The sequence below is a fragment of the Mesorhizobium sp. M0808 genome, assembly GCF_040320025.1.
In the GTDB taxonomy this organism is placed as follows: domain Bacteria; phylum Pseudomonadota; class Alphaproteobacteria; order Rhizobiales; family Rhizobiaceae; genus Mesorhizobium.
This window is the reverse complement of sequence record NZ_JAMYOX010000052.1, coordinates 13,992-31,552: the sequence shown is the minus strand read 5'-3', so window position 1 is coordinate 31,552 and position 17,561 is coordinate 13,992. Positions and strand designations below refer to the sequence as shown.

Below are 17,561 nucleotides of genomic sequence, written 5' to 3'. Positions count from 1 at the left end.
ATCCAGCGTGCGGCCGATCAACAGGAAGAACAGCAGAGACACCGACGCGTCGAAATAGGCGTGGTCGCCATGGGTGATCGTCTCATGGAGGCTCATCGCATAGCCCAGCGATACCCCGACCGCGATCGGCACGTCCATGTTCATGCGGCTGTGGCGCAGCGCATTCCAGGCCGAGCGAAAATAGATGCCGCCGGCGAAAGCGAGCGCAGGAATGGCAATCAAGGCCGAGACCCAATGGAACAGGTCGCGGGTCGCGCCTTGCGCGCCGGACCAGACGGAGACTGATAGCAGCATGATGTTGCCCGCCGCAAAGCCGGCGACCGCGACGGCGCGGATCAGTTCCGAGAGCATCTTGTCCTTCCCGTCAGCCTCGGGATCGAACAGGTGCGCGCCATAGCCCAGCCGTCCAAGTGTGGCGACGAATGGCGGAACCTCCTCGCCGCGCCACCGGACCGAAACACGTTTCGTCGAAAGATTGACACGAGCGCCTTCGACGCGATCCAGCTTGCCGATCGCCGTCTCGATCGTCTGGATGCAGGCGGCACAATGCACAGCCGGCACCGAGAGGTCGGTCTGGCGAAGATTTTCGCCAATCGAGCGGCTCGCCAGTCTGATTTCCTGGCCAGAAGGCAGGACCAGTGTGACCTTTTCCAGGTCCAAAGCCACTTCGGCGCCTGGCGCGCAGCAGCTCATTGCAGCGCCCCGTGGGAAATCATGATCCGGCGAACGTCGCGATAGGGTTCCGCAAGGCTCGCATCGGCGTCGATTTCGACGATCCAGACGCCATCCTTGGGCATGTGGTGCCCGGCGAATATCTGACCGGAGGCAGCGGCAAGAGTGACGGATTTGTCCTCGGCCTCGTAGGCGGGATGACGAAACAGCACCTTGACGCCATGCAAGGCAACCGGCTTGCCGACAGCATCGGTGAGGCTGTAGCGGACCTCACCGCCTGCGATGGTCAGTTTGCCAGTCCAGCCGAGGGCTGCCAGAGCTCGCCCTTGCTCGGCCTTTTTGTTGAATTGGTGGCTCGCCACATAGGTGTTTTCGACGACAAGGCCGGTCCAGCTTGTGTTGGCAAGCGTCGCCATCGTCAGATTGACCGCTATGACCACGCCGAAGAAGCCAAGGATGGTGAACAGCATATGCCTGCCGGTGAATTCGCGGGATTGTCGCGAGGTGTCGCTCATCTGGCGCTCTCCGGCGCGTTGAAGGTGGCCGTGTATTCGTCCGACTCGAACGTCGCCTTGTTTTCGACCCGGAACTTGAAGCTTTGCGCTGCACCCCGAACCTGATCTGCCGGCTGACGCACGAAAACCTTGAGCATCTTCAGCCGGTCGGGTTCGACCGGGATGGCGAAGGAGCGATCCGCCGGCAGGTGGATGCCGACAACGCTCATTTCGGCTCCATGCAGGCCCTGCATCGTGAGAATGATCGTTCTTGGTTCGGGGATCATGTTGAGCAGCTTGACGGTGTAGCCGTTGCGGATCGAACCGTCGGACAGCGTCACGAACTGCGGGTTGCGATCGTGCAAGACATTCAATTCCAGCCGTTCGCGGGTCAGCAGCGAATAAAGCAGCGCGAGACCGACCGCCGACCAGGCGGCCATGTAGATGAAGGTGCGCGGGCGAAAGATCTTGCGGATATGGAAACGGGCCACCTTGTCGGAGAACAGGCCGTCAGCGCTCCTGACCAGTGACGGGTTGACTGAACCGGAGCCGCCCGGGGTCGCCAGCATCATGTTGGCGTTGTAGTCGGCCAGCGTCGCATAGGAGATCAAGCCGCGCTCCCTGCCGAGCTTGTCCATGACGCCGTCGCAGGCATCGATGCAGAGCGCGCAGGTGATGCATTCGAGCTGCTGGCCATCGCGAATGTCGATCCCCATCGGGCAGACAGCCACGCAGGCGTTACAGTCGACGCAATCGCCGACTGGCTGTCCGGCGGCAAGGACCCTCTTGGCGTGACGCGTGCGCGGTTCGCCGCGCCAGTCATTGTACGTGACGGTGAGCGAACTTTCGTCGAGCATGGCCGCCTGGATGCGCGGCCATGGGCACATATAGGTGCAGACCTGCTCGCGCATCAGCCCGCCGAACGTATAGGTCGTCGCCGTCAGCACGGCGACGGTGATGTAGGCGACCGGGGCTGCGGTGCCCGTGAAGAGTTCCCCAACCAGCGTCGGCGCATCGGCGAAATAGAAAATCCAGGCGCCGCCGCTCGCCGCGCCTATGACCAGCCAAATGGCGTGTTTCGATGTTCGCACCACGAGTTTGCGCGCAGTCCAGGGACCGGCATCGAGCTTGATGCGCGCGTTGCGGTCGCCCTCGATGGCTCGCTCGACGACCAGAAACAGATCGACCCACACGGTCTGCGGGCACGTATAGCCGCACCAGGCCCGGCCGACGGTGGATGTGATCAGGAAAAGGCCGATACCGGCCATGACCAGCAGGCCGGCCACATAATAGAATTCCTGCGGCCAGATCTCGATGAAGAAGAAGTAGAAACGCCGGTTGGCAAGATCGACCAGCACGGCCTGGTCCGCGGCAAATGGCCCGCGATCCCACCGCAGCCAGGGCGTCAGGTAGTAGATCCCCAGCGTGATTGCCATCACCGACCACTTGAAGCGGCGGAAACTGCCAGAGGCCCGCTTCGGGAAGATCTTGTTGCGTGCGGCATAGAGCGGCTGACGGGTCCTGGCGGAGTTGACCGCATCGGCTTCGAGCCGTTCTATTTGCGTGTTATCGAGCACGAGAAGCTCCAGTCACCAGCGACGATTTCGCCGGAAGCCCGACCCATCGGTTTCTGGATGATGCCGAGGCCCGGCTCGCGCCGGGCCTCGTCGCTTGGCGGTTGGGGGGAGGACGAGAATAGGCTTGCGTTCCTATTCTCCGCCGCCAAGCGAATGGACATAGACCGCGAGTTCCTTGACCTTGATCTCGCCGAGACGCCCGATCCAGGCCGGCATGACGCCAAGCTTCGGGGCGCGGACCTGCGCGGCGATGGCTGTTTCGCCAGACCCGTATAGCCAGATCGCGTCGGTCAGGTCGGGTGCGCCGAGCTCCCTGTTGCCCTTTGCATTCTCACCATGACAGGCCGCACAATTCTCGGCGAAAACATTGGCGCCGAGTTCGATCAGGCTTGTGTCCTGAACAGGATCGGAGAGGCTTGCGACATAGGCGCCGACCTGCTTGATCTGATCCGTCGTGATGATGTCGCCAAAAGCAGGCATTTCCGACAGGCGCGTATCCGGGTCTGATGCGAAGCGGATGCCGTGCGCAATCGTCTGCTGGATCTGTTCGGCGTTGCCACCCCACAGCCAATCGTCATCGTTTAGGTTGGGAAAACCCTTGGACCCTTGAGCGCCCGAGCCATGGCACTGCACGCAATTGACCTTGAACGCGGCGCCACCTGCGGCGACGGCGAAGTCGCGTAGCGTATCGTCGGCAGTAATCTCGGAGACGGTCTTCGCCTGAATGGCAGCGACATATTTGCCTTTGGCCACTTCGGCCGCCGCCAGTTCATTCTTGACGTCTTTGCGGCTCGAATACCCCAGCACACCCCTGGTCGCGGAAGTCAGCATCGGCCATGCCGGATAGACGACGGTGTAGCCGATCGCCCAGGCAATGGTGATGTAGAAGGTGATGACCCACCAGCGCGGAAGCGGGTTGTTGAGTTCCTTGATGCCGTCCCACTCATGGCCGGTCGTCGAGATGCCCGAAACCTCGTCGATATGCTCGCTGCCCATGATCAGTCGTCCTTGAGAGGAATGTGAGCGGCTCTCTCGGCTTGCCTTCGGCTGCCGGGACGAAGTGCAAAGGCAACGCATCCGAGGAAGAAAAGCGCCATGGCAAGCAGGCCCCAGCTGTCGGCAAACTCCCGCATGAAATTGTAGGTCATCGCCATTCTCCTCAGCGGTAACCGGCGGCTTCGTCATAGGTCTTGAAATCGACCAGCGTGCCGAGCATCTGGAGATAGGCGACCAGCGCATCCATTTCGGTGACCTGCTGCGGATCGCCGTCGAAGTCCCCAAGCTTGGCCTTTGGATAGCGTCTCTCCAGGCCCGATGTGTCGGCATTCGCATCGGCCTGCGCCATGAGATCGGCATTGGCATGAGCGATCATGTCGTCTGAATAGGGCACACCGACACGGCTGTTGGCGATCAGATGCGTCGAGAAATCCTTCACTTCGATCCGTGTGTCCTTCAGGAAGGCATAGCCCGGCATGATCGATTCCGGCACCACGGAGCGTGGTTCGGTGAGATGCTGGACATGCCATGCGTTGGAGTAGCGGTCGCCGACCCGGGCGAGATCCGGCCCGGTGCGCTTCGAGCCCCACTGGAACGGGTGGTCGTACATCGACTCGGCCGCCAGGCTATAGTGGCCGTAGCGCTCGACCTCGTCGCGGAACGGCCTTATCATCTGGCTGTGGCAGAGGTAACAGCCCTCGCGCGCATAGATGTTGCGCCCGGCGAGCTCGAGCGGCGAATAGGGCCGCATGCCTTCGACCTTCTCGATGGTGTTGTCGAGATAGAAGAGCGGCGCGATCTCGACGATACCGCCGATTGTTACGACCAGCAGGGACCCGAGGAGAAGCAGTGTGGCGTTCTTCTCGATGACCGCGTGTCTGTCCATCAAGCCCATTTTCTGGCTCCTGATCGCACAGGCTGGAGGGCGGGGATGGAGCGCGGCATCGGACCCTCCTCGCGCCGGTAGCCGAGGATGGTCATGGCGATGTTCCAAGCCATGATGAGGGCGCCCGACAGATACATCGCGCCGCCGATGGCACGCATGATGTAGTAGGGATGCATGGCCGCGACGGTTTCGGCGAAGGAGTAGACCAGGAAGCCCTGCTCGTCGTATTCGCGCCACATCAGGCCCTGCATGACGCCGGAGACCCACATCACCGCGGCGTAAACGACGATCCCAAGCGTCGCCAGCCAGAAGTGCCAGTTGACGAGCCGCAGCGAATAAAGCCGGTCGCGGTTCCATAACTTCGGGACCATGAAATAAATCGCGCCGAACGAGATCATGCCAACCCATCCGAGCGCGCCCGAATGGACGTGACCGATGGTCCAGTCGGTGTAGTGCGAGAGCGAGTTGACGGCCTTGATTGACATCATCGGGCCTTCGAAGGTGGACATCCCGTAGAAGGCGATGGCCATCACCATCATACGGATGATCGGGTCGGTGCGCAGCTTGTCCCAGGCGCCCGAGAGCGTCATCAGGCCGTTTATCATGCCGCCCCACGAGGGCATCCAGAGCATGATCGAGAACACCATGCCGAGCGTCTGGGCCCAGTCCGGCAGGGCGGTGTAGTGGAGGTGGTGCGGACCGGCCCAGATGTAGAGAAAGATCAAAGCCCAGAAGTGGATGATCGACAGCCGGTAGGAATAGACAGGCCGGTTGGCTTGCTTGGGCACGAAATAATACATCATGCCGAGGAAGCCGGCGGTGAGGAAGAAGCCGACGGCATTGTGGCCGTACCACCATTGCGTCAGGGCGTCCTGTACGCCGGAGAAGGCTGAATAGCTCTTGGAGCCCAGGAAGGAGACCGGCATCGACAGGTTGTTGATCACATGCAGCATTGCGATGGTCACGATGAAGGCAAGGTAGAACCAGTTGGCGACATAGATGTGCGGTTCCTTGCGCTTCAGGATCGTGCCGAGGAACAGGATGAGATAGGCGACCCAGACAATGGTCAGCCACAGGTCCACATACCATTCGGGCTCGGCGTATTCGCGGCTCTCGGTGATGCCGAGCAGGTAGCCGGTTGCCGCCATGACGATGAACAGCTGATAGCCCCAGAACACGAACCAGCCGAGATCGCCGCCGAACAGACGGGCGCGGCAGGTGCGCTGCACCACATAGAGAGACGTGCAAATCAGCGCGTTGCCGCCGAAAGCGAACACAACACCGGATGTGTGCAGCGGCCGCAGTCGGCCGAAATTGAACCAGGGCTGGATGTTGAGATCCGGGTAGGCGAGCTGCAGGGCGATGACCACGCCGACCAGCATGCCGACGACGCCCCAGAATACGGTGGCGATGGCACCGTAGCGGATCGGCCCATCCATGTAAGCGGCGGGGTCGATCGGAACTGTCGGCTTGAACTCCGTGTTGCGCAACAGAATCGCAGTGAAGCCAGCCACCGCGAAGAACAAAACCCACATATGCCGGCGAAAAGGTTCATCTACGCCGAAGCCGGCAGCCACCAGGGCCGCAAACGCAAACAGGCTTAGAAGGACGATCTCTGTGCCGAATTTCATCGTAAGCCCCGATTTCCAATTCCGGCGGGCGCCAAACCGCAGTGCCTTATTGCGCAGCCGTGGCCTGCTCGCCCTGATCCATGTCAGAGCCGCACGATTTTGCTTCGAGCAGCATCGAGTTCGGTGCGATCAGACTGTGGCGATCGAATTTTGAAGCGCACCACCGGCCGCCACCCCTAATCGACAGGCCCGGCGTCCCCGGTCGGGCCGGGTATGGAGGCGATCGCGGGCGTGTGGGAAAGCGCGCCTTCTGTGACGCTGGAAAGTAGGCCGATGCCTTGCCGAACGTCGATCGTTTCAATGCCTTGGGAGCCAGCGCCAGCGTTGCGCTGCCTTCGTGACATTCATCGTTCGGGGAGACGGCGATTTTCCCTTGCGTATGAGGCGTATTGACTTCGGCCGAGTGCGATCCTGCCTGGAACAGCCGGTTGCACGTCAAGCACCTCGAGGAATGGATGCTTCGCCGACGAGTTGGCCGAAACGCACCTGGCTCATGCGATCGGATGGAGAGCGGGCTGTCGCTATGCGATTTTCTTCTAAGCCCAACGCGAGCATGCCCAGCCCCGAACGAAGTAAGTGACGGAGGCCATGCAGCTTCGGTGTCATTCAAACGGCGGTTGCGCCTCGGCCGCCGCAGCGCCGTTCCAGCCGGCTCATGCTGTCCACGGTGACACGGCGGTTGTTCTCGATCCGAATCACGCCGTCCATTCTCAGGCTGGTCAGCTGACGGCTCACGGTCTCGTTTGTAATTCCAAGGAAATCAGAGATGTCGGCACGCGTCATCGGCAACTCGAAGCACGCCGACCTAGCCGCCGGGTCAACACTGGAACCGATGTTCCGGGCGATCATGAGGAGAAAGCTCGCCACCTTCTCCGGTGCGGTCTTGCGCCCCAGAGTCACCATCCATTCGCGTGCCTCGTCGAGTTCGTTCAGCGCCTGCTTGAGGAGGCGATGCACAAATTCCGGTGATTCCTTCATCATCCGTTCGATGGCCGCTCTCGGAAACGAGCATAGCGAGACAGCTGTTGCCGCTTCCGCATTGATCGCGCTTTTCATCTTGAAGGGCCGTCCCAGAAAGTCCGGCGCGAACTGGAGACCGACGATCTGCTGGCGGCCGTCCGAAAGGCTCTTCGTGAGCTTCACCACGCCTGAAAGCACGTTTGAATAACAGTCGACCGCCTCGGCGTCGCCGATCAGTTCGACCCCCGGCTCGATATTGTGCCGCGACGACGTCTTGGCGAGCTGAGCCAAATGGTCTGGTTCGAGCGCACCACAGACACCGTGGTGCCGTGCCTCGCAAGACAGGCAAAGAACGGGAATGCCGGAACTATGAATGTCCTGCCGTAATGTCATTCGATTGCTCTACCGGTCCCAAGTGCCGGCAGGATATCAATCTACGGTAGAAAAATCCTTGCGGCAGTTTGTCCGTGCTGAAGGTTGACCGAAATCAGGGCTTTGCCTCATCAAGGCGTCCAGAGTTCCGGCGACGCAAACACGGTGGACCAGAACATGCGACCGGAGCTAGCTGCCAGACTTGGCGAGAACGTCCCGCGCTACACCAGTTATCCCACCGCGCCGCATTTCCATGCGGGGGTCGATGCCGTCGTTTACCGAGGCTGGTTGGAGGCGCTCGAAGGTGGTGACGAGATATCGCTTTACCTGCATATTCCCTATTGCGACAGGCTCTGCTGGTTCTGCGCGTGCCACACCAAGCAGACACGCCACTACGAACCAGTGACCACATATATGCGCTCACTGGATGCCGAGATCGCCACCGTCTCCAGTCTTGTCGCAGGCAAGGGCCGCGTGCGTGCCGTCCATTTCGGCGGCGGTTCGCCGACGATGCTCAAACCGGAAGATATCGTGGCGCTGGGAACCGTCCTGCGCAACAGCTTCACGTTTCTCCCCGGTGCAAAGATCAGCGTTGAGATCGAACCCAACGATATGGACGATGCCCGCCTCGATGCACTTGCCGAAATCGGCATGACAAGGGCGAGCCTCGGCGTCCAGGATTTCGACCCGAAGGTGCAGAAAGCGATCAACCGCGAGCAGAGCTTTCTGCAGACCAAGACGGTTGTTGATGGCGTTCGTTCGCGCGGCGTCGAATCCGTCAATCTCGATCTGCTCTACGGGCTGCCGCATCAGACCAGGGAGAGCGTCGCCTCCACGGTTGCACAGGCACTGACCCTGGAACCGGATCGGATCGCGCTTTTTGGCTACGCCCATGTGCCGTGGTTCAAGAAACATCAGACGATGATCGACGAGGCCTGGTTGCCGGGTCCGGCGGAGCGGTTTGCCCAATCGCAATTGGCAGCGCGGGCGATCATGGACCAGGGATACGAAGCAATCGGGCTCGATCATTTCGCCAAGCCGGGCGATGCGCTGGCGCTTGCGGCACGCGCCGGGACTTTGCACCGGAACTTCCAAGGCTACACCGAGGACTCCTACGAGACATTGATCGGCCTCGGCCCATCGTCCATCAGCCAGTTTCGCCAGGGCTATGCACAGAATATGCCTTCGACCGCCGAGTATGGACGCATGGTTGCTGATGGCGGGCTGGCCGCTGTTCGGGGTATCGCGCTTTCTGACGACGACCGTGTTCGCGGCTGGATCATCGAGCGATTGATGTGTGACTTCGGCTTCTCGGCGATCGTACTGGTGGAGCGCTTTGGCAAAGCCGGCCAAAGACTTCTCGTCCGAGCGAGTTCCACGGCCCTCCAAGATCCTGCGCGGTTGCTTGAACTTGATGGTGACCGCTTCGTCGTGCCTGCGGAAAGCCGGCCCTTTGTCAGGAGCATCGCGGCAAAGTTCGACAAATATTTCGAAAGTGGAACGGCCAGGCACTCAGCGGCAGTCTGAGCACCGCAGAGGAACGGTCATGGTTCTCAGTCGATCGTGAACCGATTGCGCTATGTTTTTCACTGTTGATCGGCGACCGTCGTGTCGAAACAGGATTCGAGGACCAGACGCGTCTTGGCATAGTGACGATATCGTCCGGTCGTGCCTTCCGGCGCCGTATTCCATTTCGCAGTCCCTGAAGCGCCACGTCGAGTCCGGCCTCTTTTCTGTATCGGAAGCAGTCGACAATCGTCCTGGCCAGATCATGGTTGTCGGCCGACAGCTCCCTTCGGCCTTGCAACAAGAATCCGCAAGGACCGTGCCAGCTGCAGCAGGCGCCGCCGCATCGCACCACCATACTATCCACCCGTGGCTCGCGCTAACCCTTTGATTGGTTCGCGCCAGGGACGCCCGTCGAAACCGAGCCTCGGCAACAATCCGAATCGTAAGCGGCTGGCCACGCTCTTGGTGCCGGTGGCAGAAGTCCGCAAGCACCCCGGCAGCGCCGTCAAGCGTGGGACAACCCGTCCACCCGAATATCTGCCGGCGCAGTTTCAGTGAAAAGCGGGCCTAGGCTAGACGGCTCTCTTGTTACCCCAGAGCATAACGTGCAGCTGCGGCAGCACACGGGCTTCGAACCACCTGTCGCGGGTCACGCTATCAACCAGCCACTCCATGCGCTTCAATATTCCGTCAAGGTCGACAGGCGCGTCTTCATTTGCGGGGCGTGGCGGCGTGTGATTGCCGGGTTGCAGATAGATCGGAAGTCGCGGAAATCTCGCAGCGGCGTCTTTCGCGTAGGCGTAGTCCCTTTCGTCGAAAACAATGAGCTTGAGCACGACTTGCGGCCTGCCTTGTGCCGCCTGGAGGCACGCCTCGAAAGCGGCCCAATCGGTCGTCATTTGGCTTGACGGCGGCTTTGGGCTGAGGACTAGCACGTCAAGGTCGGCAAACCAGTCCCTGGCCACCGAACCTTGGGTTTCCAGCGCAAAACGGTAACCTTCACCATGGCCTCGCTCGATGAGCGCGGCGAGCGGCTGGATGGCCGGATTGCCGCCTGACAGCGACACCATCAGCGGGCGGCCACCGGAAAGCGCAAGCACGTTTTGCCACACCGCGCCAATGGACATCATCTCCCATTCATGGCGGAATTGATTGTCCACCGCATGCAGGCTGTCGCACCAGGAACAGCGATAGTCACACCCGCCGGTTCTGACGAAGACGGTCGGCAAACCGATGAGCACGCCCTCGCCCTGGATCGTCGGCCCGAAAATCTCACTCACGCGGATTGCGGGATGCGTATCGGTCATGGCCGGTATTCCGCCCAGGTTTTCGGCGTTTCGCTCACCCGCACGGCCGAGGTTTCGGGCAGGCGTGCCTTGCACCATTCATAAAAATGTCTGGCCAGATATTCCGCCGTGACTTGCTCATGTCCCAGCACGTCGTTGAGATGTCGGTGGTCGAAGCTCTCGTCGATGTAGCGTTTGAATGGCGCCAAATCGTGATAGTCGCGCACGAAGCCGTTCTCGTTCAGTCCATTCGCTGAAAGCTCCACTTCAACGATGTAGTTATGCCCGTGCAGGCGCGCGCATTGGTGATCGGGTGGCAACGAGGTGAGCTGATGCGAGGCTGAGAAGTGGAATTCCTTGGTGATGCGGAACATTACGCGGTCCTCCTTCGCAGCGCATCGAGCCAGAAGTCGGAGTCCTCGTAGTCGGTGGGGTCCGGCTGCCCAGAGAGATGAAACGCCTCGCGCCGCTCGACACAGGTCCCGCACCTCCCGCAGTGACGCTCGGCGCCCTTGTAGCAGGACCAGGTCTGCGCAAATGGCGTGCCGTATGCTGCTCCATTCCTAACAATGTCCGCCTTCGTGAGATTCACATAGGGTGCATAAATGCGAATCTTCGCGTAGCCGTCGAGCGCGTGGTCCTGCATCATCTGGAAAGCGTCGATGAAGGCCGGACGGCAGTCGGGATAAATGAAATGATCCCCACCATGCACGGCCGTCGCCACCGCGTCAGCGTCGTGCGCTGCGGCGAAGCCGAAGGCAATGGCCAACATGATGGCGTTCCGGTTCGGCACCACCGTGACCTTCATCGTGTCTTCGGCGTAGTGCCCGTCGGGCACGTCCACATTATCGGTCAGCGCGGAGCCGGAAAGGCCGCCGCCGATCTCGTGGATGTCGATGATGCGGTGCGGGACGCTCAGTCGCTCCGCACAAAGGGCGGCGAAGCCCAATTCCTTCCTATGCCGTTGGCCGTAATCGAAAGATAAGAGGCCGGCGAGTTCGTGCTCCGCTGCCACCTTGTGAGCAAGGGTGACGGAGTCCAATCCGCCGGAGCAGACGACGAGAGTCTTCATTGTTGGGTCCTTGTTTTAACCGGGTAGGCTGCGACCGGAGATTTCTCTGCGCTCCCAGTACTTCAGGAAATCCATTTTGTGAAGTGAACGGGGGACGAGTTTCATGCGCTGACGTGCCGCTGTGTGCAAGGCGCCCTCGCGGTGAGCCTGCAAGGAACACGGACTAGCGAAACGTCACGCTTCAGCGGAATGCTCAAAGGCGAGCGCACCGGAATATGCTCTGCAGGAGGTCCGGACCTTCGTAAACAAAGTTCTCGACGATCAAGCGCCCGGCGGTCCCGAGCTTCGAGGGACGCGACCGCGAGGGTTTCAGGTACAAGACGGCCCGAGGATGGGCTTGCCGCAAGAGAACGGACTTACCAGTGGGATGTTCAGCGACGCCGATGCAGATGTCTGGAATGATCACGACATCAATTGTCGCGGCAACTTTGGCTGGCCTGCTCCTCGGGTTCCGTAGATCCAGCGCATTCCGCTTCAGGATCGGTTCGAACCGGAGCACGCCCTCGGTCAATGGACTGACCGGCAAACCCTGAATGATCGGTCGTGAGCCGACATCTGTGAACAAGCGGTGTGGTCGATTGCTATCACCCATGTGTTGCGCGCAGGTACCTTATGGCAGTGGATGAACTGGATTTGATGGTTTTACGGCTGGCGGTCGAAAGCGTCCGCTCGCTCTCCTTAAGCTTCGCTGAAAAGGCCGCCGAGGTAGCCACCAGGAGCCGCGGCATCCTGCTTTTCGACGTGCGGGTCGACGGTGACGCGGAGGTCCAGCGGGTCGCAGCCATCCGATATCAGGGCGACCAGATCGGCGTGCTGGCGTTGGACAGACAGGGTCTTGTTACCCACCAGTGCATCGTCAACGGTACGTTCTCACATTTCACTACGCCCTTGGAGAACTGGCACAGCATGCCCCTGTCGATGCAGGCCAAGATCGATGCCAACGGCCATGCCAGTCTCTTCCTAGGGGCCTTGCGAAATGCCGGACATTTGCTGGGCAGCTAGCATTTGGCTAGAATGCATCTGTGAATTTTTGCATGCGCATCGCTGCCGCGGCGGTCGCGGCAAAGCGATCGCCGCGATGATGGCGATCAACGCGCGGGCGTTGCATCGATGCGCGATCGTTTAGACAGAGGTCTCCGCCTGGCATCGAGCAACATGCACGGAGGACGCAAAGCGCAAATGCATCAAGTATTTGAAGGGACGAGCCCCTCGCGCAAATGGAGCTTGCGCTGCCGTTGTCATTCCATCGTGCCGCCGAACTCGGGGGCGTGACGATCGACCACGACGGCCTATTTTTTTGCAAAGCCGAATGTCCCGATTCCGAAGCCACGAAAAAACTCCGATCACAGCGAAGAATAGTAACAACACGGGCGACGCAAGCCGCCTTGCCGTAGCAGGGGAGGTGCTTGCGGTGCTCTCACCGACACGAGATCGCAAATGGCACATGGGTGAGCACCAGAACTGGCGACACCCATGGTGATCGGCTTGACTCGCTGGAGGAAGCACAAGGCTCAGCGGGCAGAGGCGCAAGCGACGGTCGGACACTGGCTGGCTGCTCGGGATCTGATCGAGGCGTAGTCGGACAAGGAAGCGTAGTGCCCTACCTCGATGTTCCTAGAAGCGCGCCGGCAGCCTGGCGGGGGGGCTTGGGGTTAGACTGCCGGCGCACGCCACTCATGAAGAGCGGCCCCTTTTTGCTGTTCCGACACCCATAGTCAACCCGGCAGCGTCTGGATGCCCGCTGTGCTCTTTTCAGAGCGGCGCGCGATGCCGGCCATGTCGGCCGATCCTGCCTAGTCCAGGATGGGGGGCCACTCTCGTCGGCCGAGTTGATGCTCCAGCCAGTATCGCCTTGCCGACCAGCATGAGTTCGCTGTTAGCAATCCATCGTCGCGAGCCGATGCTATCGTGCACGTGTCGCAGCACTCCGGGCGGCTATATCGCCTAAGACAGCATGACGAAGCGTTCCAACTTCCTGTTCGGCGAGCCCGTGTGCAGTTCCATCGGACAGTGGACGAGAATTCTCTTGGCGGTACTGCGCCAGAAGGCATTCGCGTCCAACGGAATCAAGCGACGACTATCAGCCGCAAACTTCACATCACAAGAGCGGTCTTCCACCCATTGCAGATTATCCGACTGATCAGGCGGCGTCCGATATGTCCGCCTCTGCCTCAAGAATTCCCACAGGTATGGACAGCGATCTTGCTATCCGATCCCGATAGCCCTTGTTGTACCTCACACCCCGCTCGATGTTTTGGATTTCCTCAGCGGCAAGCCCGCACGCCACCGCGAGGTCCTCGATTGAATACCCAAGGTGCTCACGATAAGCGCGGATGATGTGGGTCCCCTGCGACATAGCCGTCAAGACTGGCTCGGGAATGCGCGAATCCTTCATAAACATCTCCAAGAAGATGGGAGCGCCTGACAAATCGGGAGATTTCCTCCCCGACCCTGGCGCACACCCAGCAAATCAAAAAAATGGACGTCCATTCGGCCGGACCGGCCTCATCCATGGAATGGGCCACTTGAAATTGGCAGCCGGGTCGGAATATGGCGGCTCACCTGCTTCTGATCAAGTTCTAAGAACCTGCCCACCCTGAGATGGCCTGATCGGCTGTAGCGCATTCGACCTGCGATCCTACACGACTCACTCTCGCCGATGGCTTTCTTGAACAGCAACTCGAACTCCCCCTGACGCCTCCAGTGGCTATTCGCGGCACCGTCCACCCAGCCTCGCGGACGCTGATACCTTCGACCAATTTCCACCGCCGATGCAGCGAAAGACGCGCTTGTGCTTGAATCACACATCGATCAACGCTGTTAACGAAATTTTTTAAGCCGCCGATGCTTGTTCGGAGACCGAAAGGATGGGGCGCCCGAGGAAACAGCCGAAAGGGCCGCGCGCTTTTGTGCTGACGTCGGCTTGAGCAAGCTCGATCCGGCTGCCCTGTGCAATCGCCCGACCGGCCGAAAAAAGGATGGCGATTGTCATGATGCGGCGACGGCGAGTTTCCCGAAATTGCAGCAAGCAATGGTCATCTGGTTCATCCGGGCTTCGGATCCAGACAGGGGGTAGCGCTTTCGATGGACGAGCATCGCCACCTATAAAGGTTCGCAATCATTCGACCGTGACCGATTTTGCGAGATTGCGCGGCTGGTCTACATCTGTGCCCATGAAGAGCGCCGTGTGGTAGGCAAGAAGCTGTATCGGCAGCGAGAAGATCATCGGCGCGATAATCTCGTCGACAGCCGGCAGCACGAGCGTGTGCATAGTGTCGAGTTTCGATGCGGCGGCCCCTTTTTCATCGGTGATGAGGATAATCCGCCCTCCACGGGCAGCCACTTCCTGCATGTTGGAGACGGTCTTGTCGAAAAAGCGATCATGGGGCGCGATGACGATCACTGGCATGTTGTCGTCTATCAATGCGATCGGACCGTGCTTCAATTCACCCGCCGCATAGCCCTCGGCATGGATGTAGGAAATCTCCTTGAGCTTCAGCGCACCTTCCATCGCTAGCGGGAAACTGGTGCCACGGCCGAGATACAGGACGTCACGACACTTTGACAGTTCGCGCGACAGGAACTCGATCTCCGGCTGGATGCTGTTGAGTACCTGGCCCATGACGCGCGGCACTTCGGCGAGGCTCCTGACGAGCGCCTGCAGCTCGTCTTCGGTTACGGTCCCGCGGGCTCTGGCGGCGCCGATGGCGAGTGCGGCTAGAACGGCAAGCTGGCAGGTAAACGCCTTGGTGGAGGCGACGCCGATCTCCGGTCCGGCAAGGATCGGGAAGACCGCATCGGCCTCCCGAGCGATGGTCGATTCGCAGGCATTGACGATAGCGCCAATTTTCAGCCCACGCTCCTTGCAGTACCTCAACGATGCGAGCGTATCGGCGGTTTCGCCGGACTGCGAAATGAAAAGAGCCGCCGACTGCGGCGACAACGGGATCTCGCGGTAACGGAATTCGGACGCAACGTCGATTTCAACCGTCAGGCGCGCGTAGCGCTCGAACCAGTATTTTCCGATCAGTCCGGCGAGATAGGCGGTCCCGCAGGCCGAGATCGCCAAGCTCGGGATCCTGGCGAAATCGATGCCAGAAACCATGTCGGCGCGATTCTCTATGATGTTGCTATAGTGACGGAGAGCATGGGCGATGACTTCGGGCTGCTCGCAGATTTCCTTCTCCATGAAGTGGCGATGATTGCCCTTGCTGGCCAGATCGGCCGCGGCCGTGGAGGTATGGCGCGGACGCTCGACGGGGTGGCCGTCGAAATCGAAGATATGGGCGCCCGAATTGCCGACAACGGCCCAGTCGCCCTCGATGAGATAGGTAATTTCATTGGTGAAGGGAGCGAGCGCGATCGCGTCGGAGCCCAGGAACATCTCGCCGTCGCCGTGACCGATCGCCAGCGGTGGTCCGTTGCGCGCCGCCATGATGGTCGACGGATCATCTTCGAAGAGGACGGCAAGCGCATAGGCGCCCCTGACGCGTTTCAGCATGGCACGCATCGCCTCTTGCCGCCTCATGCCCTCCCGGCGGTGTCTTGCCAAGAGATGCGCGACGACCTCGGTGTCGGTGTCGGTCTGGAACTCGGCGCCAGCCGCCGCCAATTCGTCCTTCAGCTCGGTGAAATTCTCGATGATCCCGTTATGGACGACGGCGACACCGTCGGTAAAGTGCGGGTGCGCATTGCGTTCCGTCGAGGCCCCATGGGTTGCCCAACGCGTGTGGCCGATGCCGATGTTGCCGCTCAGTGGCTCTTCCTTCAGTCTCCTCTCGAGATTGACGAGCTTGCCCTCGGCGCGCCGGCGGTGCAAGGCACCTTCGGTGATCGTCGCAACGCCGGCGGAATCATAGCCGCGATATTCCAAACGCTTCAATGCGTCGACTAACCGATCCGACACCGGCTGTTGCCCAACGATGCCAACAATCCCGCACATGTTCGTCTCCCCATTCTTGCCGGCAGCTTCAGCCCACGCGAGACGGATACCCATCCGGCCGCGTTCATTGGGAACCTTGTAGTAGTATTCGGTAATATTGGTACAATTGATTGTAGGGATAACTATCATCCACCCCATGGATGAGTCGCGTTTGTGGGCCCTGATCTGACTTCTCGTTGCGCCTGACGCCCTCATGCCCGAACGCAAGCCCACACCCCGCGGCACGAAGGAACAATCGGCCATGCGCGAACCATCCCGGCTACGCACCTGACCACGGACCGCCGCCGCTCATGATCACGCGGTGATCGGCATGATCACAAGCACTGTAGTTAGGCAGCGTCAGCGACGCATGATCGGCATCATCATCATCGGCAACGTCGGCGCCGTCGGCATGATTCACGTGTTCGTCACGTTGATCATAATCATCGTCGCCGCCGATCAAGTTTCTGATTGCCTGCCAGTTTGACGCGGCTTTCGCCGGTAGAGCTTAGCCCGCGATGGCCTATCAATACGCTGTTAGTCGGCATGGCCGAAACCGAGAGTCAGGCGGCGCACGCCACAGAGCACGTTCAGCGACCGTTTCAGTCAGCGCCGGCTTTCTGGGGGTTCGTAACGGTCATCAGGATTCTCGGGGCATGAATGCACTATCACAAAAGCCTTGGTTCTCAGTGCTTCGTCCGTATTACTCAAACCCGATTCCCGCAGCGGAAGAACTAGGCGCGTGTTACGTTTTGTACAAGGCACAATAGCAGTGAGAAATGGAGATGATGCCTGCGCGTTTTCTAACAAGACAATCACCAAGCTGGCACCCGAATTACATCAGGAACTGTCTATAGCCGCCGCTCATCAGGTAGCGGCCACGTTGGATGGCGCGACGCACCTGATCGCGAAGATGGCTACCTGGATGAGACCAATCTTCTTCGACACGGCGTCTCCCGAACAGGGCAATGGCGATCTCCTGATGAGATGCTCCCGCAAGCGAGCCATCCAAAGCCTGGAGCACGATCCGCAGACGCGCTCCGCGGGGTTCCGGCGGAAAGCAAGCAGCTGCCAGGCGGCCGCAACCATTGATGTCGCTCAGGAACTGAAGGGCAGCGACATGGAACTTCAGGTGCTGCGGCTGCACGATCGCGTCGACATATAGCCGCAACGGGCGGAGAACGG

Annotated in this window: 17 protein-coding genes; 2 read left to right on the top strand and 15 right to left on the bottom strand. The window is 60.3% G+C overall.

Annotated elements, in window-relative coordinates:
• The 8 genes from NKI25_RS32400 to NKI25_RS32365 form a co-directional block, all read right to left on the bottom strand.
• The coding region (locus tag NKI25_RS32400; RefSeq protein WP_353000459.1) for a heavy-metal-associated domain-containing protein at positions 1 to 693 on the bottom strand (693 nt) is incomplete at its 3' end.
• On the bottom strand, positions 690 to 1,187 hold the full coding sequence (locus NKI25_RS32395; protein WP_023679632.1) for a FixH family protein: 498 nt from the start codon (positions 1,185 to 1,187) through the stop codon (positions 690 to 692). The genes NKI25_RS32395 and NKI25_RS32400, both read right to left, overlap by 4 nt.
• Complete coding sequence (gene ccoG / locus NKI25_RS32390) at positions 1,184 to 2,743, bottom strand: cytochrome c oxidase accessory protein CcoG (RefSeq protein WP_352828690.1); 1,560 nt, start codon at positions 2,741 to 2,743, stop codon at positions 1,184 to 1,186. Before ccoG ends, NKI25_RS32395 begins: the two co-directional genes overlap by 4 nt.
• A gap of 132 nt (positions 2,744 to 2,875) precedes the next feature.
• A complete protein-coding gene (gene ccoP / locus NKI25_RS32385; protein WP_023679630.1) occupies positions 2,876 to 3,739 on the bottom strand; it encodes a cytochrome-c oxidase, cbb3-type subunit III in 864 nt (287 codons plus the stop codon).
• Positions 3,740 to 3,741: 2 nt separating this feature from the next.
• Positions 3,742 to 3,891, bottom strand: coding sequence for a cbb3-type cytochrome c oxidase subunit 3 (locus NKI25_RS32380; protein WP_023679629.1), 150 nt, complete (start codon positions 3,889 to 3,891; stop codon positions 3,742 to 3,744).
• An 11-nt stretch (positions 3,892 to 3,902) separates the two neighbouring features.
• A complete protein-coding gene (ccoO, locus tag NKI25_RS32375; RefSeq protein WP_352828688.1) occupies positions 3,903 to 4,634 on the bottom strand; it encodes a cytochrome-c oxidase, cbb3-type subunit II in 732 nt (243 codons plus the stop codon).
• On the bottom strand, positions 4,625 to 6,256 hold the full coding sequence (gene ccoN, locus NKI25_RS32370) for a cytochrome-c oxidase, cbb3-type subunit I (protein ID WP_353000457.1): 1,632 nt from the start codon (positions 6,254 to 6,256) through the stop codon (positions 4,625 to 4,627). Before ccoN ends, ccoO begins: the two co-directional genes overlap by 10 nt.
• A 606-nt stretch (positions 6,257 to 6,862) precedes the next feature.
• A complete protein-coding gene (locus NKI25_RS32365; RefSeq protein ID WP_352828214.1) occupies positions 6,863 to 7,609 on the bottom strand; it encodes a Crp/Fnr family transcriptional regulator in 747 nt (248 codons plus the stop codon).
• A 156-nt stretch (positions 7,610 to 7,765) separates the two neighbouring features.
• On the opposite strand from NKI25_RS32365, the gene hemN reads away from it, so the two are divergent.
• Positions 7,766 to 9,115 (top strand): oxygen-independent coproporphyrinogen III oxidase, encoded by a 1,350-nt coding sequence (hemN, locus tag NKI25_RS32360; protein WP_352828211.1) that lies wholly within the window; start codon positions 7,766 to 7,768, stop codon positions 9,113 to 9,115.
• A 554-nt stretch (positions 9,116 to 9,669) separates the two neighbouring features.
• Here the strand turns inward: hemN and queE are convergent.
• Genes queE through queC form a run of 3 tightly spaced genes read right to left on the bottom strand, consistent with a single transcriptional unit; the run spans position 9,670 to position 11,455 of the window.
• Positions 9,670 to 10,404, bottom strand: a complete 735-nt coding sequence (queE, locus tag NKI25_RS32355; RefSeq protein WP_023679624.1) for a 7-carboxy-7-deazaguanine synthase QueE — start codon at positions 10,402 to 10,404, stop codon at positions 9,670 to 9,672.
• Positions 10,401 to 10,757 (bottom strand): 6-carboxytetrahydropterin synthase QueD, encoded by a 357-nt coding sequence (gene queD / locus NKI25_RS32350; RefSeq protein WP_023679623.1) that lies wholly within the window; start codon positions 10,755 to 10,757, stop codon positions 10,401 to 10,403. Before queD ends, queE begins: the two co-directional genes overlap by 4 nt.
• Positions 10,757 to 11,455: a 7-cyano-7-deazaguanine synthase QueC gene (gene queC, locus NKI25_RS32345; protein ID WP_023679622.1), complete on the bottom strand. Its 699-nt coding sequence runs from the start codon at positions 11,453 to 11,455 to the stop codon at positions 10,757 to 10,759. Before queC ends, queD begins: the two co-directional genes overlap by 1 nt.
• Positions 11,456 to 12,067: 612 nt before the next feature.
• Between queC and NKI25_RS32340 the strand changes: the two genes are divergently transcribed.
• Positions 12,068 to 12,457 (top strand): hypothetical protein, encoded by a 390-nt coding sequence (locus NKI25_RS32340; protein ID WP_023679620.1) that lies wholly within the window; start codon positions 12,068 to 12,070, stop codon positions 12,455 to 12,457.
• Positions 12,458 to 13,595: 1,138 nt separating this feature from the next.
• Here the strand turns inward: NKI25_RS32340 and NKI25_RS32335 are convergent.
• The 4 genes from NKI25_RS32335 to NKI25_RS36605 all read right to left on the bottom strand — a co-directional run bounded on the left by NKI25_RS32335 (position 13,596) and on the right by NKI25_RS36605 (position 17,400).
• The gene (locus tag NKI25_RS32335; protein WP_031212627.1) at positions 13,596 to 13,850 is read right to left on the bottom strand and encodes a helix-turn-helix domain-containing protein; all 255 of its coding nucleotides are present in this window, start codon (positions 13,848 to 13,850) and stop codon (positions 13,596 to 13,598) included.
• A 723-nt stretch (positions 13,851 to 14,573) separates the two neighbouring features.
• The gene (gene glmS, locus NKI25_RS32330) at positions 14,574 to 16,397 is read right to left on the bottom strand and encodes a glutamine--fructose-6-phosphate transaminase (isomerizing) (protein ID WP_023679615.1); all 1,824 of its coding nucleotides are present in this window, start codon (positions 16,395 to 16,397) and stop codon (positions 14,574 to 14,576) included.
• Between the two features lie 259 nt (positions 16,398 to 16,656).
• Positions 16,657 to 16,839, bottom strand: coding sequence for a hypothetical protein (locus tag NKI25_RS32325; protein WP_352625292.1), 183 nt, complete (start codon positions 16,837 to 16,839; stop codon positions 16,657 to 16,659).
• A 372-nt stretch (positions 16,840 to 17,211) separates the two neighbouring features.
• Entirely contained in the window at positions 17,212 to 17,400 is a 189-nt protein-coding gene (locus NKI25_RS36605) for a DUF2285 domain-containing protein (protein ID WP_502894601.1), read from the bottom strand.
• Positions 17,401 to 17,561 lie beyond the last annotated feature (161 nt).

What these genes read in the sequence shown, in the direction of transcription:
- ccoN (WP_353000457.1), bottom strand. Translation starts at nt 6,256, where the DNA reads ATGAAATTCGGCACAGAGATCGTCCTTCTAAGCCTGTTTGCGTTTGCG.
- glmS (WP_023679615.1), bottom strand. Translation starts at nt 16,397, where the DNA reads ATGTGCGGGATTGTTGGCATCGTTGGGCAACAGCCGGTGTCGGATCGG.
- queC (WP_023679622.1), bottom strand. Translation starts at nt 11,455, where the DNA reads ATGAAGACTCTCGTCGTCTGCTCCGGCGGATTGGACTCCGTCACCCTT.
- hemN (WP_352828211.1), top strand. Translation starts at nt 7,766, where the DNA reads ATGCGACCGGAGCTAGCTGCCAGACTTGGCGAGAACGTCCCGCGCTAC.
- queE (WP_023679624.1), bottom strand. Translation starts at nt 10,404, where the DNA reads ATGACCGATACGCATCCCGCAATCCGCGTGAGTGAGATTTTCGGGCCG.
- ccoP (WP_023679630.1), bottom strand. Translation starts at nt 3,739, where the DNA reads ATGGGCAGCGAGCATATCGACGAGGTTTCGGGCATCTCGACGACCGGC.
- ccoO (WP_352828688.1), bottom strand. Translation starts at nt 4,634, where the DNA reads ATGGGCTTGATGGACAGACACGCGGTCATCGAGAAGAACGCCACACTG.
- NKI25_RS32365 (WP_352828214.1), bottom strand. Translation starts at nt 7,609, where the DNA reads ATGACATTACGGCAGGACATTCATAGTTCCGGCATTCCCGTTCTTTGC.
- NKI25_RS32340 (WP_023679620.1), top strand. Translation starts at nt 12,068, where the DNA reads ATGGCAGTGGATGAACTGGATTTGATGGTTTTACGGCTGGCGGTCGAA.
- NKI25_RS32395 (WP_023679632.1), bottom strand. Translation starts at nt 1,187, where the DNA reads ATGAGCGACACCTCGCGACAATCCCGCGAATTCACCGGCAGGCATATG.
- NKI25_RS32380 (WP_023679629.1), bottom strand. Translation starts at nt 3,891, where the DNA reads ATGACCTACAATTTCATGCGGGAGTTTGCCGACAGCTGGGGCCTGCTT.
- queD (WP_023679623.1), bottom strand. Translation starts at nt 10,757, where the DNA reads ATGTTCCGCATCACCAAGGAATTCCACTTCTCAGCCTCGCATCAGCTC.
- NKI25_RS32335 (WP_031212627.1), bottom strand. Translation starts at nt 13,850, where the DNA reads ATGAAGGATTCGCGCATTCCCGAGCCAGTCTTGACGGCTATGTCGCAG.